The organism is Kineococcus sp. R86509 (assembly GCF_042466365.1).
In the GTDB taxonomy this organism is placed as follows: domain Bacteria; phylum Actinomycetota; class Actinomycetes; order Actinomycetales; family Kineococcaceae; genus Kineococcus.
The window spans coordinates 402,512-416,720 of the sequence record NZ_JAXHCE010000001.1 but is presented as its reverse complement, the minus strand read 5'-3'; the positions used below and the strand labels follow the sequence as shown (position 1 = coordinate 416,720).

At 71.5% G+C, this 14,209-nt stretch carries 14 protein-coding genes; 9 read left to right on the top strand and 5 right to left on the bottom strand.

Features of this window, described 5'->3' with window-relative positions; genetic code table 11:
- Positions 1-10: 10 nt before the first annotated feature.
- From SJY07_RS02025 to SJY07_RS02015, 3 genes are all read right to left on the bottom strand, one after another.
- A complete protein-coding gene (locus tag SJY07_RS02025) occupies positions 11-1,201 on the bottom strand; it encodes a hypothetical protein (RefSeq protein ID WP_380156681.1) in 1,191 nt (396 codons plus the stop codon).
- Between the two features lie 71 nt (positions 1,202-1,272).
- Entirely contained in the window at positions 1,273-1,746 is a 474-nt protein-coding gene (locus SJY07_RS02020) for a hypothetical protein (protein ID WP_380156679.1), read from the bottom strand.
- Between the two features lie 75 nt (positions 1,747-1,821).
- Positions 1,822-2,217, bottom strand: coding sequence for a hypothetical protein (locus SJY07_RS02015; protein WP_380156677.1), 396 nt, complete (start codon positions 2,215-2,217; stop codon positions 1,822-1,824).
- 306 nt (positions 2,218-2,523) lie between these two features.
- Between SJY07_RS02015 and efp the strand changes: the two genes are divergently transcribed.
- The gene (gene efp / locus SJY07_RS02010) at positions 2,524-3,087 is read left to right on the top strand and encodes an elongation factor P (protein WP_328295908.1); all 564 of its coding nucleotides are present in this window, start codon (positions 2,524-2,526) and stop codon (positions 3,085-3,087) included.
- On the top strand, positions 3,087-3,497 hold the full coding sequence (gene nusB, locus SJY07_RS02005; protein WP_328295909.1) for a transcription antitermination factor NusB: 411 nt from the start codon (positions 3,087-3,089) through the stop codon (positions 3,495-3,497). Before efp ends, nusB begins: the two co-directional genes overlap by 1 nt.
- Before the next feature lie 81 nt (positions 3,498-3,578).
- Here the strand turns inward: nusB and SJY07_RS02000 are convergent, their stop codons facing one another.
- Both SJY07_RS02000 and SJY07_RS01995 read right to left on the bottom strand, forming a co-directional pair.
- Complete coding sequence (locus SJY07_RS02000) at positions 3,579-4,511, bottom strand: hypothetical protein (protein ID WP_380156674.1); 933 nt, start codon at positions 4,509-4,511, stop codon at positions 3,579-3,581.
- Between the two features lie 234 nt (positions 4,512-4,745).
- A complete protein-coding gene (locus SJY07_RS01995) occupies positions 4,746-5,240 on the bottom strand; it encodes a transcriptional regulator (protein ID WP_106206055.1) in 495 nt (164 codons plus the stop codon).
- 280 nt (positions 5,241-5,520) lie between these two features.
- Here SJY07_RS01995 and pyrR point away from each other — a divergent pair, with 280 nt between their 5' ends.
- Genes pyrR through pyrF form a run of 7 tightly spaced genes read left to right on the top strand, consistent with a single transcriptional unit; the run spans position 5,521 to position 14,175 of the window.
- A complete protein-coding gene (pyrR, locus tag SJY07_RS01990) occupies positions 5,521-6,093 on the top strand; it encodes a bifunctional pyr operon transcriptional regulator/uracil phosphoribosyltransferase PyrR (protein WP_328295911.1) in 573 nt (190 codons plus the stop codon).
- A 2-nt stretch (positions 6,094-6,095) separates the two neighbouring features.
- On the top strand, positions 6,096-7,055 hold the full coding sequence (locus SJY07_RS01985) for an aspartate carbamoyltransferase catalytic subunit (RefSeq protein ID WP_380162101.1): 960 nt from the start codon (positions 6,096-6,098) through the stop codon (positions 7,053-7,055).
- A complete protein-coding gene (locus SJY07_RS01980; RefSeq protein ID WP_380156672.1) occupies positions 7,052-8,344 on the top strand; it encodes a dihydroorotase in 1,293 nt (430 codons plus the stop codon). Before SJY07_RS01985 ends, SJY07_RS01980 begins: the two co-directional genes overlap by 4 nt.
- Positions 8,341-8,862 carry a hypothetical protein gene (locus SJY07_RS01975; protein ID WP_328295913.1) on the top strand — a complete coding sequence of 174 codons (522 nt, stop codon included), beginning with the start codon at positions 8,341-8,343 and terminating at the stop codon, positions 8,860-8,862. Before SJY07_RS01980 ends, SJY07_RS01975 begins: the two co-directional genes overlap by 4 nt.
- Positions 8,859-10,022, top strand: coding sequence for a glutamine-hydrolyzing carbamoyl-phosphate synthase small subunit (carA, locus tag SJY07_RS01970; protein WP_380156670.1), 1,164 nt, complete (start codon positions 8,859-8,861; stop codon positions 10,020-10,022). Before SJY07_RS01975 ends, carA begins: the two co-directional genes overlap by 4 nt.
- Positions 10,022-13,327, top strand: a complete 3,306-nt coding sequence (gene carB, locus SJY07_RS01965) for a carbamoyl-phosphate synthase large subunit (protein ID WP_380156668.1) — start codon at positions 10,022-10,024, stop codon at positions 13,325-13,327. The genes carA and carB overlap by 1 nt, the downstream gene beginning before the upstream one ends.
- Entirely contained in the window at positions 13,324-14,175 is an 852-nt protein-coding gene (gene pyrF / locus SJY07_RS01960) for an orotidine-5'-phosphate decarboxylase (RefSeq protein ID WP_380156666.1), read from the top strand. Before carB ends, pyrF begins: the two co-directional genes overlap by 4 nt.
- Positions 14,176-14,209: the final 34 nt, after the last annotated feature.

Below are 14,209 nucleotides of genomic sequence, written 5' to 3'. Positions count from 1 at the left end.
CGGTCGGGCATCACAAGGTGCTCGATCCGGGGCGGTGCCCTCCGGCCGCTGGTCGCGGGCGGGCTCCCACCGGTCCGACCAGCAGGAGCACGACGGCCACCAGGACCGGCAGAGACTGGATCGCGGCGATCGACCACGAATCGTCGAGGAGCCAGCGGGCGTCGTACAGCAAGGCGATGGTGGTCAGCGTCACCCAGGGGCCGCGGGTGCCGGGTCTCAGCACGTCGGCGGCCAGGGCCGCCACTGCGGTAGTGGCGAAGTAGTAGTCCCACGCCTGGGGGTCCAGGGCGATCCGCGCGGCGACAGCGGCGAAGGGCGCGAGGTCTGCGCGGCGCCTGAGCACCGCCACCCCGGCCAGACCCACTGCCAGGGCGAACTGGGCCGGCCGCACCCAGACGGGGTAGACGACACCGCCGTAACCCAACAGGGCCAGCGGAGAGGTGCTCCAAACCTCCACGCGGAAGGCCCCCAGCCTCGTCAGGCTCTCGGGAGCCGCGAGGACGAAGGGCAGCCAGCACGCTCCCGCGACGATCCCGGCGCTCAGGACCCGGGCGGCCCGCAGGGCGTGGGGTGCCGACCACGCGGCGGCCAGGACGGTGAACCCCACCGCCCACGGCTTCCCCGCTGCCGCCACGCCGAGCAGCATCGCGGAGAGCCACGGGTGCCACGACGAGGACGGGTGGAGCCGGGACCACTTCAGGACCAAGCAGGCCGTCGCGATCGCCATGACGTCTTCGGGGTGGCTGTAGTCCGCGGCGATCCGCCACCAGTAGGTACCGGCCAGCAGCCCGCCGGTGACGACGACGAGTTCGATCCTCGGGTCCCGGGTCCCGCCGGCCCGGGCAGCGTCCTCCAGCCAGCGGCAGCACAGCGGTAGGGCGCAACCGGTCAGCAGCACGAGGACCCACCACCCGAGAGGCAGTGGAAGCAGCGCGACCGGGAGCGCGAGGAGGAGGGCGGGGGGACCGATCTGCGTCTGCGGCGAGGCGAGGTAGAGGTCCAACGGCGCCGTGCTCGAACGTCCCGACAGGACCTCGGCCGCAGAGCGGAACACACCCCAGTCGCCCACGCCACCGTTCGTGTGCAGGTGCCAGAGCGCGGGGAGGACACCGACCAGGAGGAGTACCGCGTATCGGGCGCGGAGCGCCACGGGCACCCACGGCGGCAGGAGCGCGACGGTGTCACGGCCTGCGGAACTCACGCCGTGGTGATCGGCAGCGGATGGGCTCCGCTGAACGCCCCGCACACCAGGAGGTGCCCCACCTGTCGTGGTCAGCGGCAGGGGACCTCGGACATCCCGCCGGCAGGGGAGAAGTACCGGACGACCGAGCCCGTCGGGGCCCGCCCCTCGAGGCAGTAGGAGCCCAGGCTCGCCGAGACGACCGTGACCCGGCTCAAGGTCCCCGGTACGGCGAGGTTCGCCAGGTCCGGGGTGAACGTGCCGTAGAGGTGCTGGTAGTTCTCCTCCGCAGCACTCACCGCTCCGAGGTCGTCGGTCACCGCCGAGATGGACTTGGCGTGGACCTGGTTCATGACGGCGGGGAAGCCGTACCTCCAGGCCACGATGACGACCACCAGGAAGACCGCCCACGAGATCAACATCCGGACCGGGTTGCGACCGACCCGCCGGGGTACGCCCTCGGTGCGGGGTACCTCGAAGGGCGCTGCGTTGCCGGGGTTGAAGGCCGCCCGCCCGCTGGGCTGCGCGTAGAACGAGTCGCCACCACCGGCGCGGGGATCGCGCATCCTGGTCACCTCCTGGGTCACGGTGTTCATCGGTTCTGCGGGAGTTCCGGATGAGGTCTCGTCACCCGTCCGGCGTCAGCCGCAGGCTGCCGAGCTGAAGCCGTCCGCAGGCGAGAAGAAGACCGCTGACCTCGTCCCCGGGTCGTAGGCCCCGACGCAGAAGCTGCCCGCGTCCGCCTGCACGATGGCCAGGTCGTCGTCGCGCTCTGCGAGGCCGAGATCGGCGAGCTGTGTCGTGTAGCCGCCGTGCGCGGCCCTCCAGGCGTCCTGCGCGGTCGCCACCTGCTGCAACTGCTCGCGCAGGTCCGTCGCGGCGCTGGAGGCCCGGTCCTCGAGGACGACGGGGAGGGTGACGGCGCTCGCCAGCCCGAGCACGATCAGCATTCCGGCGCCTACGACGACGGCGCGGTGCGGTCGTCGACCCGGGCGCGGTGGGTCGGGACGGGTGGGGGTCTTCACGGACAGGCTCACACGCGGTCTCCTTTCCCTGGTCCGGCGCCGGTTGTGGTCGCTCTGGCGTTGCCCAGGAGTGATCGGGCGTGGTGTCCGCGCGGCTGAGGTCCGGAGCCTCCGGGCCACCCGGACGCGCACCCCACTCCACCGTCCGGCCCAACGGGTGCCCCCGCAGGCTGGGCGCAGGGTGATCGCCGGGACACCCGGACGCCACTCGTGCGGACGGGACGGGGGCCGTGCGCTCGGTAGGATGCATCAGCTACACCCGCGTCCGTTCCCGGTCGCCGGGTGATCGACGGACAACGAGATGGACTGAGAGACGACGTGGCATCGACGAACGACCTGAAGAACGGCACCGTGCTGAACCTCGACGGCAACCTCTGGGCCGTGGTCGAGTTCCAGCACGTGAAGCCCGGCAAGGGCGGGGCCTTCGTCCGGACCAAGCTCAAGAACGTCCTCTCCGGCAAGGTCGTGGACCGCACCTTCAACGCCGGCTCCAAGGTGGAGACCGCGACGGTCGACAAGCGCGACATGCAGTACCTGTACAAGGACGGCGAGGACTACGTCTTCATGGACTCCGCCACCTACGACCAGCTCTACGTCAGCGCGACCACCGTCGGCGACGCCGCCAACTACATGCTCGAGTCCACCGAGGCCATGGTCGCGACGCACGAGGGAACCCCCCTCTACGTCGAACTGCCGGCGTCGGTCGTCCTCGAGATCACCTACACCGAACCCGGCCTGCAGGGTGACCGCTCCACCGGTGGCACCAAGCCCGCGACGGTCGAGACGGGCTACGAGATCCAGGTCCCGCTGTTCCTCGAGACCGGCACCAAGGTCAAGGTGGACACCCGCTCGGGCGACTACCTCGGCCGCGTCAACGACTGATGGCTGCCCGCCGCAAGGCACGCACACGCGCGCTGGAGGTCCTCTTCGAGGCCGACCAGCGCGGGCTCGCACCCCTCGACGTCCTCAAGGACAAGATCGTCCGCGCCGACCCGCCCGTCGGCGAGTACGCGGTCACCCTCGTCGAGGGCGTCGTCGCGCAGCAGGCCCGCATCGACGAGATCCTCTCGACGTACTCGATGGGCTGGACGATCGACCGGATGCCGGCCGTCGACCGCGCGATGCTCCGCATCGGGGTCTGGGAGATCCTGCACGCCCCCGACGTCCCCGACCACGTGGCCGTCAGCGAGGCCGTGGAGATCGCGCAGGACCTCTCGACGGACGAGTCCCCGAAGTTCGTGAACGGGCTCCTGGCCCGGATCGCGGAGCTCAAGGAGACCCTCTCCGCCTGAGTGGGTGGGCGTGCTGGAGGGGGATCGTTGCCTCCCCGATGACGTAGAGCGTCATCGGGGAGGCAACGATCCCCCTCCGCGTCAGCCGACCCGTCGGGCCGCGACAGCGAGGGTCGTGCCCAGTTGCCGGAGGAACCCGTCCAGGTCGGCGAGGACGTCGGCGGGGGCGATGGAGACGAGCAGGATCCCGGCTTCCGCGTAGGCCCGCTGCTTCGTCTGGGTACGCCGGATGTCGTGGGGCGTCGAGTGCCAACGGATCCCGTCGACCTCGAGCGCGACGCCGAGCTCAGGCCAGTACGCGTCGGCCTCGCCGACGACCAGGCCGTTCACGACCACCGTCTCGTTCCAGAGCGGCTGCGGCAGGCCGGACGCCGAGATCGCACGGAGGACGGTCGCCTCCGCGGTGCTCCTGACCCCGGCCGACACCTCGCTCAGGACGAGACGGGCGTCGGCGGTGCGTTGCGTCGGTCCGTCGAGGACCTCCTCCCTCAACTCCTCCACCGTGCAGCGCCGCTGGTGCAGGGTCGCGCCGAAGATCTCGCGGATGCGCTCGAGGTCGGCGCCGTGCCGGGCGGCGTCAGCAGCGGCTCGCGCGGGAGGGACGACGGGGAGGCCGCGTCTGACGCTGACCACGGGTTCGCGCTGGGTGCGTTCGACGGTGACGAATCCCGTGGACAGGCGTTTCCGGGTCCACGGGATGAGCACGAGGATCTGGTCCCCGATGGCGATCCGATCGCCGGTGACGCCCAGGACCTCGAGCGCGTGCTCTCCGCTCAGGACCGCGGCCGGACCGCAGTAGGCCAGGGCGCCGAGGCGTCGTTGACGCCGCGACAGCGTGCCGCGGTGGCCGGCGACGACGCCGGGGAGGACACGCTGCCAGGGGCCTCTGCTCGCCCACCGCGCGATGGTCTTGATCGGCATCCCCAACGCCCTCAGCTGCGCGTGCGTCGCGATGCGGTCGTTCTCCCGGAGGAGCGCTTCGACGGCGACCGGGTCGAAAGTCCGTCGAGTCATGCCGAGGATGTTCGGGCGGCGCGATCGCCCACGTGTCGTGCGGCGGTGCGGGGTGTGGACGGTCGGGTGCTCGGGGCGACTGTGGAGACGCCGTCGTCACCCCTCCGGTGGGATCGTTGCCTCCCCGGTGACGTCTAGTGGCCTCGGGGAGGCAACGATCCCACCCCCGGGCGCCGACAACGCCGAACGGCCCGGCCCCACGGGGGGACCGGGCCGTTCGGCGTTCGGGTGGGATCAGCCGTGCTCGACGGCGCGACGCGCGTCGGCGTTGAGCACGCCCCAGGCGATGAACTCGTCGCACAACGTCGTCGCGGGGACGTCGTAGATGACGGCGAGGGTGCGGAGGTCGTCGGCGCGGATCGAGAGGACCCGGCCGTTGTAGTCGCCACGCTGGGACTGGATGGTCTTCGCGTAGCGGTCGAGGGGGCCGGCCTTCTCGGCGGGGACCTCCTGGAGACGCTCGAGGTCGAGCACGAGCCGCGGCGGCGGCTCGGAGCTGCCCTGCGGGGCGCCTTCGGGAAGCAGGGCCGAGACGGGGACTCCGTAGAAGTCCGCGAGTTCTGCCAGTCGCTGGACGGTCACTGCACGGTCGCCACGTTCGTAAGAACCGACGACGACAGCCTTCCACCGTCCCTCGGACTTCTCTTCGACGCCGTGCAGGGACAGACCCTGTTGAGTACGGATGGCGCGAAGGCGCGATCCGAGTGCGCGGGAGTAGTCCGATGCCATACGAGAATCGTCACGGAGCGTGAACGTCTTCGTCAAGCTGACCTGCCGTTTCCCACCCTGTTCTCAGAGATTCACCACTCTCTCGGCACTCCAGCCATTACTCCGTGTGAGCGTTTGACCCCGCAACGACAGCTCTCGGGAGCTGAGGCGCCCCCGCACGAGGACACCAGCCTGCTCCTGTAAGGTCCCGGGTGACTAGCACCCACCGTCACGACGAGGTGGGGAGCCGGTGAAGACGTCCTTTAAGGATCCGTCCAGTGAGGCGGGGAAGGAGGTCGCAGTGAGCGCTGCCCATGACCAGGCAGACCCGTCCGCGCAGGGCAGGGTGCTCCTCGAAGGAGCCGACATCTCCCGTGCCGTGTCGCGCATCGCGCACGAGCTGCTGGAGACCAACCGGGGTGCGGACGATCTCGTCCTGCTCGGCATCCCCACCCGCGGGGTCCCCCTCGCGAAGCGACTGGCGGCCAGGCTGGCCGAGGTCGAGGGACGCACCGTCCCGACCGGCTCCCTCGACGTCACGATGTACCGCGACGACCTGCGCCGCCACCCCACCCGCGAGCTGCTCCCCACGGAGCTGCCGGCCGGCGGGATCGACGACAAGGTCGTGGTCCTCGTCGACGACGTCCTCTACTCCGGGCGGACCATCCGCGCCGCCCTCGACGCGCTCAACGACCTCGGCCGCCCCCGTGCGGTCCGGCTCGCCGTCCTCGTCGACCGCGGTCACCGCGAGCTGCCGATCCGCGCCGACCACGTCGGCAAGAACCTCCCGACCTCCTCGACCGAGCGCGTCAGCGTCCTGCTGAGCGAGCTCGACGGCCGCGACGCGGTCATGATCACGGGAGGCCTCCAGTGACCATGCGCCACCTGCTCTCCGCCGCCGACCTCGACCGCGACGCCGCCGTCCGCGTCCTCGACGTCGCCGAGGAGATGGCCGCCACCCAGCGCCGGGAGATCAAGAAGCTCCCCACGCTGCGCGGGCGGACGGTCGTGAACCTCTTCTTCGAGGACTCCACCCGCACCCGCACGTCGTTCGAGGCCGCCGCGAAGCGCCTCAGCGCCGACGTCATCAACTTCTCCGCCAAGGGCTCCAGCGTCTCCAAGGGCGAGAGCCTCAAGGACACCGCGCTGACGCTGGAGGCCATGGGCGCCGACGCCGTCGTCGTCCGGCACGGCTCCTCCGGCGCCCCGCACCGGCTCGCGCACGCGGGCTGGACGAAGGGCGCGGTCGTCAACGCCGGCGACGGCACCCACGAGCACCCCACCCAGGCCCTGCTCGACGCGTACACGATGCGTCGCCACCTCCGCGCCGGCACGGGCGACCTGCAGGGCGCGAAGGTCGTCATCGTCGGCGACGTCCTGCACTCCCGGGTCGCCCGCTCCAACGTCCTGCTGCTGCACACCCTCGGCGCGCAGGTCACACTCGTCGCTCCGCCGACGCTGCTGCCCGTCGGGATCGAGGACTGGCCGTGCGCCTCCTCCCACGACCTCGACGCGACCCTGCGCGAGCGCGACCCCGACGCGGTGATGATGCTGCGCGTGCAGGCCGAGCGGATGGACGCCTCCCAGGGGTCGTTCTTCCCCTCCGCGCGGGAGTACAGCCGCCGCTACGGCCTCGCCCGCAAGCGGCTCGAACTGCTCAACGACCACGCCATCGTGATGCACCCGGGCCCGATGAACCGCGGGCTGGAGATCTCCGCCGAGGCGGCCGACTCGGCCCGCTCCACCATCGTCGAGCAGGTCGGCAACGGCGTCGCGGTGCGGATGGCCGTCCTCTACCTGTTGCTGGCCGGCGAACTCCCGGGAGGGGACGCGTGAACACCACGATCATCCAGAACGTGAGACCGCTGGGCGGCGAGGCGAGCGACCTGCTGCTGCGCGACGGCCGCATCGCCGCGATCGGGCCGGGCCTGAGCGCCGAGGGCGCCACGGTCCTCGACGCCACGGGGCTCATCGCGCTGCCGGGTCTCGTCGACCTGCACACCCACCTGCGCGAACCCGGTCGCGAGGACGCCGAGACCGTCGAGTCCGGCACCCGCAGCGCGGCCCTCGGCGGCTACACCAGCGTCTTCGCGATGGCCAACACCTTCCCCGTCGCCGACACCGCCGGGGTCGTCGAGCAGGTCCAGCGCCTCGGCGAGGAGGCCGGCTGGGTCGACGTCCGTCCCGTCGGCGCCGTCACGGTCGGTCTCGCCGGGCAGCAGCTCGCCGAACTCGGCGCCATGGCCGACTCCCGTGCGGGGGTCCGGGTCTTCTCCGACGACGGGCACTGCGTCTCCGACGCCGTCCTGATGCGCCGGGCCCTGGAGTACGTCAAGGCGTTCGACGGCGTCATCGCCCAGCACGCCCAGGAACCGCGCCTCACCGAGGGCGCGCAGATGAACGAGGGCACCGTGAGCGCCGTCCTCGGCCTGCGCGGCTGGCCGAGCGTGGCCGAGGAGGCGATCATCGCCCGCGACGTGCTGCTCGCCGACCACGTCGGCTCGCGCCTGCACGTCTGCCACCTCTCCACCAAGGGGTCCGTCGACATCGTCCGCTGGGCCAAGGCGCGCGGGGTCCAGGTCACGGCTGAGGTCACCCCCCACCACCTGCTGCTCACCGACGAACTCGTCCGGGGCTACGACCCGGTCTACAAGGTCAACCCGCCGCTGCGCACCCAGGCCGACGTCGAGGCCGTCCGCGAGGGTCTGGCCGACGGGACGATCGACGTCGTCGCCACCGACCACGCCCCGCACCCGGTCGAGGCCAAGGACTGCGAGTGGTCCGCCGCGGCCATGGGGATGACGGGGCTGGAGACCGCGCTGAGCGTCGTGCAGCACACGATGGTCGACTCCGGCCTCATCGGCTGGGACACCCTCGCCGACCGGATGTCGTTCGCGCCCGCGCGGATCGGCCGTCTCGCCACCCACGGTCAGCCGATCGCCGTCGGCAGCGCCGCGAACCTCGTGCTGCTCGACCCGGCCGCCCGCTGGACCGTCGACCCGGCCGCGATGGCCACCGCCGGTCGGAACTCGCCGTTCCGGGACATGGAGCTGCCCGGTCAGGTCGTCGCCACGTTCCTGCGCGGGCGCGCGACCGTCCTCGGTTCCCAGCTGGTGGACGCGTGAAGATCATCGCGGTGATCGTCCTCGTCGCGGCGCTGCTCGTGCTGTGGCGGATGATGTTCATGGGCTACCGCGGTCGTGCGTTGCGCCAGCGGCGCGACCTGCCGCGCCCGGTCGGGGCCAGGGACTGGAAGGCCATGAGCCGCTCCGTCGAGGGGATCTACGTCTCCACGACCGACGCGGAGAACGCCCTGGACCGGATCGCCGCCCACGGGCTCGGCAGCCGCAGCGCGGTGCAGCTGGGCTTCGTCGAGGAGGGCATCGGGTTCCTGCGCCAGGGCGCGCGCTCGTTCGTCGTCCCGATCGGAGACGTCCTCGGCGTGGGCCACGGGCCGGGCATGGTCGGCAAGTGGATCGGCAAGGAGAAGGGGCTCATCGTCCTCCGCTGGAAGCTGGGGGACAGGGTCGTCGACACGGGAGTGAAACCGCGACACCCCGCCGAGGGTGCGGCGTTCGCGGAGCAGGTGGAAGAACTCGTGCGCAAGCACAAGAACACGAAGAACCCCGGAGGTGCCCAGTGAGCGACCGCGTTCCCGCCGTGCTCGTCCTCGAGGACGGCCGCACGTTCCACGGACAGGCCTACGGCCGCGTGGGTCAGACCGTCGGTGAGGCGGTGTTCTCCACCGGCATGACCGGCTACCAGGAGACGCTGACCGATCCCAGCTACCACCGCCAGGTCGTCGTCATGACCGCCCCGCACGTCGGGAACACCGGCTACAACGACGAGGACCAGGAGTCGGGCCGGATCTGGGTCGCCGGCTACGTCGTCCGCGACCCCGCGCGCACCCCCTCGAACTGGCGCTCGCAGCGCGGTCTCGGCGAGGAGCTCGACGTTCAGGGGGTCGTCGGGATCTCCGGGGTCGACACCCGCGCGCTGACCCGGCACCTGCGCGAACGCGGCGCGATGAAGGTCGGGGTGTTCTCCGGCGACGCCGCCGCGAAGTCGCCCGCGGAACTGCTGCAGGCCGTGCACGACGCCCCCGACATGGAGGGCACCGACCTCGCCTCGCTGGTCAGCACCGACGCGGACTACGTCGTGCCGGCCGTGGGGGAGCGGCGGTTCTCCGTCACCGCGCTCGACCTCGGCATCAAGTCGATGACCCCGCACCGCCTCGCGGAACGCGGGATCGACGTGACCGTCGTGCCCTCGACCGTGACCCTGGAGCAGGTGCTGACCTCCGGGCCGGACGGGAGCGCCCCCGACGGGGTGTTCTTCTCCAACGGCCCGGGCGACCCGGCCGCCGCGACCCACGAGATCGAGGTCCTGCAGGGGGTGCTGGAGCGCCGGATCCCGTTCTTCGGGATCTGCTACGGCAACCAGCTCCTCGGTCGTGCGCTCGGGTTCGGGACCTACAAGCTCAAGTACGGCCACCGCGGGATCAACCAGCCGGTGATGGACCTCACGACCCGCAAGGTCGAGGTCACCGCGCACAACCACGGTTTCGCCGTGGACGGAACCGCCGGGGAGGTTCGCGACACCCCCTACGGGCGGGCCGAGGTGAGCCACGTCGGGCTCAACGACGGCGTCGTCGAGGGGCTGCGCTGCCTGGACGCGCCGGCGTTCTCCGTGCAGTACCACCCGGAGGCGGCGGCCGGTCCGCACGACGCCTCCTACCTGTTCGACCGGTTCGTCGACCTCATGGCGAACCCGGTGCACGACGACCACGAGAAGGACGCCTGATGCCCCGTCGCACCGATCTGAAGTCGGTCCTCGTCATCGGGTCCGGGCCCATCGTCATCGGCCAGGCCGCCGAGTTCGACTACTCCGGGACCCAGGCCTGTCGCGTGCTGCGCGCCGAGGGGCTGCGCGTCATCCTGGTGAACTCCAACCCGGCGACGATCATGACCGACCCGGAGATGGCCGACGCGACCTACGTCGAGCCGATCACCCCCTCCGTGGTCGAGGCGATCATCGCCAAGGAACGTCCCGACGCGGTGCTGGCGACCCTCGGGGGCCAGACCGCGCTGAACACCGCGATCGCGCTCTACGAGAACGGCGTCCTCGAGAAGTACGGCACCGAGCTCATCGGCGCCGACGTCGACGCCATCAAGCTCGGCGAGGACCGCCAGCTGTTCAAGGGCGTCGTCGAACGTTGCGGTGCGGAGTCCGCGCGCAGCCACCTCTGCCACTCGATGGACGAGGTCCTCGCCGGAGCGGCCGACCTCGGCTACCCCGTCGTCGTGCGCCCCAGCTTCACCATGGGCGGTCTGGGTTCGGGTTTCGCCTACGACGAGAACGACCTCCGGCGCATCGCCGGTCAGGGGCTGCACCACTCGCCCGTGACCGAGGTGCTCCTCGAGGAGTCGATCATGGGCTGGAAGGAGTACGAGCTCGAGCTCATGCGCGACCGCGCCGACAACGTCGTGGTCGTCTGCTCGATCGAGAACTTCGACCCGATGGGCGTCCACACCGGTGACTCCATCACCGTCGCGCCCGCGATGACCCTCACCGACCGCGAGTACCAGCGGATGCGCGACATCGCGATCGCCGTCATCCGCGAGGTCGGCGTCGACACCGGCGGCTGCAACATCCAGTTCGCGGTGAACCCCGCCGACGGTCGCATCATCGTCATCGAGATGAACCCGCGGGTGTCGCGTTCCTCCGCGTTGGCGTCGAAGGCGACGGGGTTCCCCATCGCCAAGATCGCCGCCCGCCTCGCCGTCGGCTACACCCTCGACGAGATCCCGAACGACATCACCCGCTCGACCCCGGCGAGCTTCGAGCCCTCCCTCGACTACGTCGTGGTCAAGGTCCCCCGGTTCGCGTTCGAGAAGTTCCCGGCCGCCGACCCCACCCTGACCACGACGATGAAGAGCGTCGGCGAGGCCATGGCGCTGGGCCGCAACTTCACCGAGGCGCTGCAGAAGGCGTTGCGCAGCACCGAGAAGCGCGGTGCGCAGTTCTCCTGGGCGGGTGACCCCGGGGACCGCCAGGACCTGCTGCGCCGCGCCGCGCAGCCCACCGACGAACGCATCGGGCTGGTCATGCAGGCCATCCGCGCGGGTGCGACCCCGGCGGAGCTGTTCGAGTCCACCCGGATCGACCCGTGGTTCCTGGACCAGCTGTTCCTGCTCGACGAGATCGCCGTCGAGGTCCGCGAGAGCGACGAACTCACCCCGGACCTGCTGCGTCACGCCAAGCGGCACGGGTTCTCCGACCTGCAGATCGGCGAACTGCGTCACCTGCCCGAGGACGTCGTCCGCGGCGTCCGGCACGCGCTGGGGATCCGGCCCGTCTTCAAGACCGTCGACACCTGCGCCGCCGAGTTCGCGGCGAGCACGCCGTACCACTACTCCAGCTACGACGAGGAGGACGAGACCCGCCCCCGCGAGAAGGAGGCGATCCTCATCCTCGGCTCGGGCCCCAACCGCATCGGGCAGGGCGTGGAGTTCGACTACTCCTGCGTGCACGCGAGCTTCGCGCTGCGCGACGCCGGGTACGAGACCGTCATGGTCAACTGCAACCCCGAGACGGTGTCGACGGACTACGACACCTCCGACCGGTTGTACTTCGAACCGTTGACCCTCGAGGACGTCCTCGAGGTCGTGCACGCCGAGATGCGCTGCGGCCCGGTCAAGGGCGTCATCGTGCAGCTCGGCGGGCAGACCCCGCTGGGCCTCGCCGCCAAGCTGGAGGAGGCGGGTGTCCCGATCATCGGGACCTCCCCGCAGGCCATCGACCTCGCCGAGGAGCGCGGCGCCTTCGGCCAGGTGCTGGAACGCGCCGGTCTGGTCGCCCCGAAGCACGGGACGGCGTCGAGCTTCCCGGGCGCCAAGGCGATCGCCGCCGAGATCGGCTACCCCGTCCTCGTCCGCCCGAGCTACGTCCTCGGTGGCCGCGGGATGCAGATCGTCTACGACGAGGCCTCCCTCGAGGAGTACATGCGGACTGCGACCGAGGTGTCGCCGGAACGGCCCGTGCTCGTCGACCGGTTCCTCGACGACGCCATCGAGATCGACGTGGACGCGTTGTTCGACGGCGAGGAGATGTACCTCGGCGGGATCATGGAGCACATCGAGGAGGCCGGGATCCACTCCGGCGACTCGGCCTGCGTCATCCCGCCCGCGACGCTCGGCAACTCCGAACTCGCCCGGGTCCGCGCCGCGACCGAGGCCATCGCCCGCGGGGTGGGGGTGCGGGGTCTGCTCAACGTGCAGTTCGCCCTCGCCGCCGACATCCTCTACGTCCTCGAGGCGAACCCGCGGGCCTCGCGCACCGTGCCGTTCGTCTCCAAGGCCACCGGGGTCGCGCTGGCCAAGGCCGCCGCGCGGTTGATGGCGGGCACGTCGATCCGGGACCTGCGGGCCGAGGGTCTGCTGCCCTCCCGAGGCGACGGTGGGCTGCTGCCGGCGGACTCGCCGGTGTCGGTGAAGGAAGCGGTGCTGCCGTTCGCGCGGTTCCGCACCGCCGAGGGCGTCGTCGTCGACTCCCTGCTCGGGCCGGAGATGCGCTCGACCGGTGAGGTCATGGGCATCGACGTCGACTTCCCGACGGCGTTCGGGAAGTCGCAGACCGCCGCCTACGGCGGGTTGCCGACGGAGGGGACCGCGTTCATCTCGGTCGCCGACCGGGACAAGCGCGCGATGATCTTCCCGATCAAGCGCCTCGCCGACCTCGGGTTCACCCTGGTCGCCACCGAGGGCACCGCGCAGGTGCTGCGTCGCAACGGGATCGCCTCCACCGTGGTGCGCAAGCTCACCGAGGGCGTCGGGGAGGACGGGGAACCCACGATCGTCGGGCGCATCGGGAACGGCGAGATCTCGATGGTCGTCAACACGCCCTCCGGCAACCAGGCCCGCGCCGACGGCTACGAGATCCGCGCCGCCGCCACCGCGGTCGGGGCCCCGATCATCACGACGATCCAGGAGCTCTCCGCCGCGGTGCAGGCCATCGAGGCCTACCGCAACGGCGGCGGGCGGAACGTCGCGTCGCTGCAGGAGCACACCGCGCGGCTCGTCGCCGCCTGGGACGGGTTCCGGGCGTGACCCCGACGGCGCGCTTCGGGGAGCGCCTCGCCGCGGCGATGGCCGCGCACGGTCCGCTGTGCGCGGGCATCGACCCGCACGCCCCGCTGCTTGCGGCGTGGGGCCTGAGCGACGACGCCGCGGGCGTCGAACGGTTCGGCCGCACGGTCGTCGAGGCGCTCGCCGGGAACGTCGCCTGCGTCAAACCGCAGGCGGCGTTCTTCGAACGGCACGGCTCCCGGGGGGTGGCGGCGCTGGAACGTGTCGTCGCCGACGCCCGCGCGGCGGGTCTGCTGACGATCGTCGACGCCAAGCGCGGGGACATCGGCTCGACCATGGCCGCCTACGCCGACGCGTTCGTGGGCGACTCGCCGCTGGCCGGGGACGCCGTCACGGTCTCGCCCTACCTGGGGTTCGGGTCGTTGCGCCCGGTCCTGGACCTGGCCGCGGCGAACGGCCGGGGCGTCTTCGTGCTGGCGCTCACCTCGAACGCGGAGGGGGCCGGCGTCCAGCACGCGCTCGGTCACGACGGTCGCTCCGTCGCCCGGGCCGTCGCGGAGTCCGCGGCGCGGGAGAACTCCGGTGCGTCGCCCTTCGGTGACGTCGGTCTCGTCGTCGGCGCGACCGTGGGTTCCGCCGTGGAGGACCTGGGCATCGACCTCGACGCCGTGAACGGTCCGCTGCTGGCCCCCGGGGTCGGCGCGCAGGGTGCGACCGCGCAGGACCTGCAGCGGGTGTTCGGCCACGGGCGCCGGTTGGTGCTCGCGTCCAGTTCGCGGGAGGTCCTGCAGACCGGACCCGACGTGACGGCCCTGCGCGACGCGGCCCGTCGCAGCGCGGACGCGGTCGGAGTGGCGCTGGCCCGCTAGCCGCGGCACCACCGCTCACTACGATGGACGGGTG

Bases quoted from the DNA above. Each gene is read 5' to 3' on its own strand.
- SJY07_RS02000 (WP_380156674.1), bottom strand. From the start codon at position 4,511: ATGACTCGACGGACTTTCGACCCGGTCGCCGTCGAAGCGCTCCTCCGG.
- SJY07_RS02020 (WP_380156679.1), bottom strand. From the start codon at position 1,746: ATGCGCGATCCCCGCGCCGGTGGTGGCGACTCGTTCTACGCGCAGCCC.
- SJY07_RS01995 (WP_106206055.1), bottom strand. From the start codon at position 5,240: ATGGCATCGGACTACTCCCGCGCACTCGGATCGCGCCTTCGCGCCATC.
- SJY07_RS01985 (WP_380162101.1), top strand. From the start codon at position 6,096: ATGCGCCACCTGCTCTCCGCCGCCGACCTCGACCGCGACGCCGCCGTC.
- nusB (WP_328295909.1), top strand. From the start codon at position 3,087: ATGGCTGCCCGCCGCAAGGCACGCACACGCGCGCTGGAGGTCCTCTTC.
- carB (WP_380156668.1), top strand. From the start codon at position 10,022: ATGCCCCGTCGCACCGATCTGAAGTCGGTCCTCGTCATCGGGTCCGGG.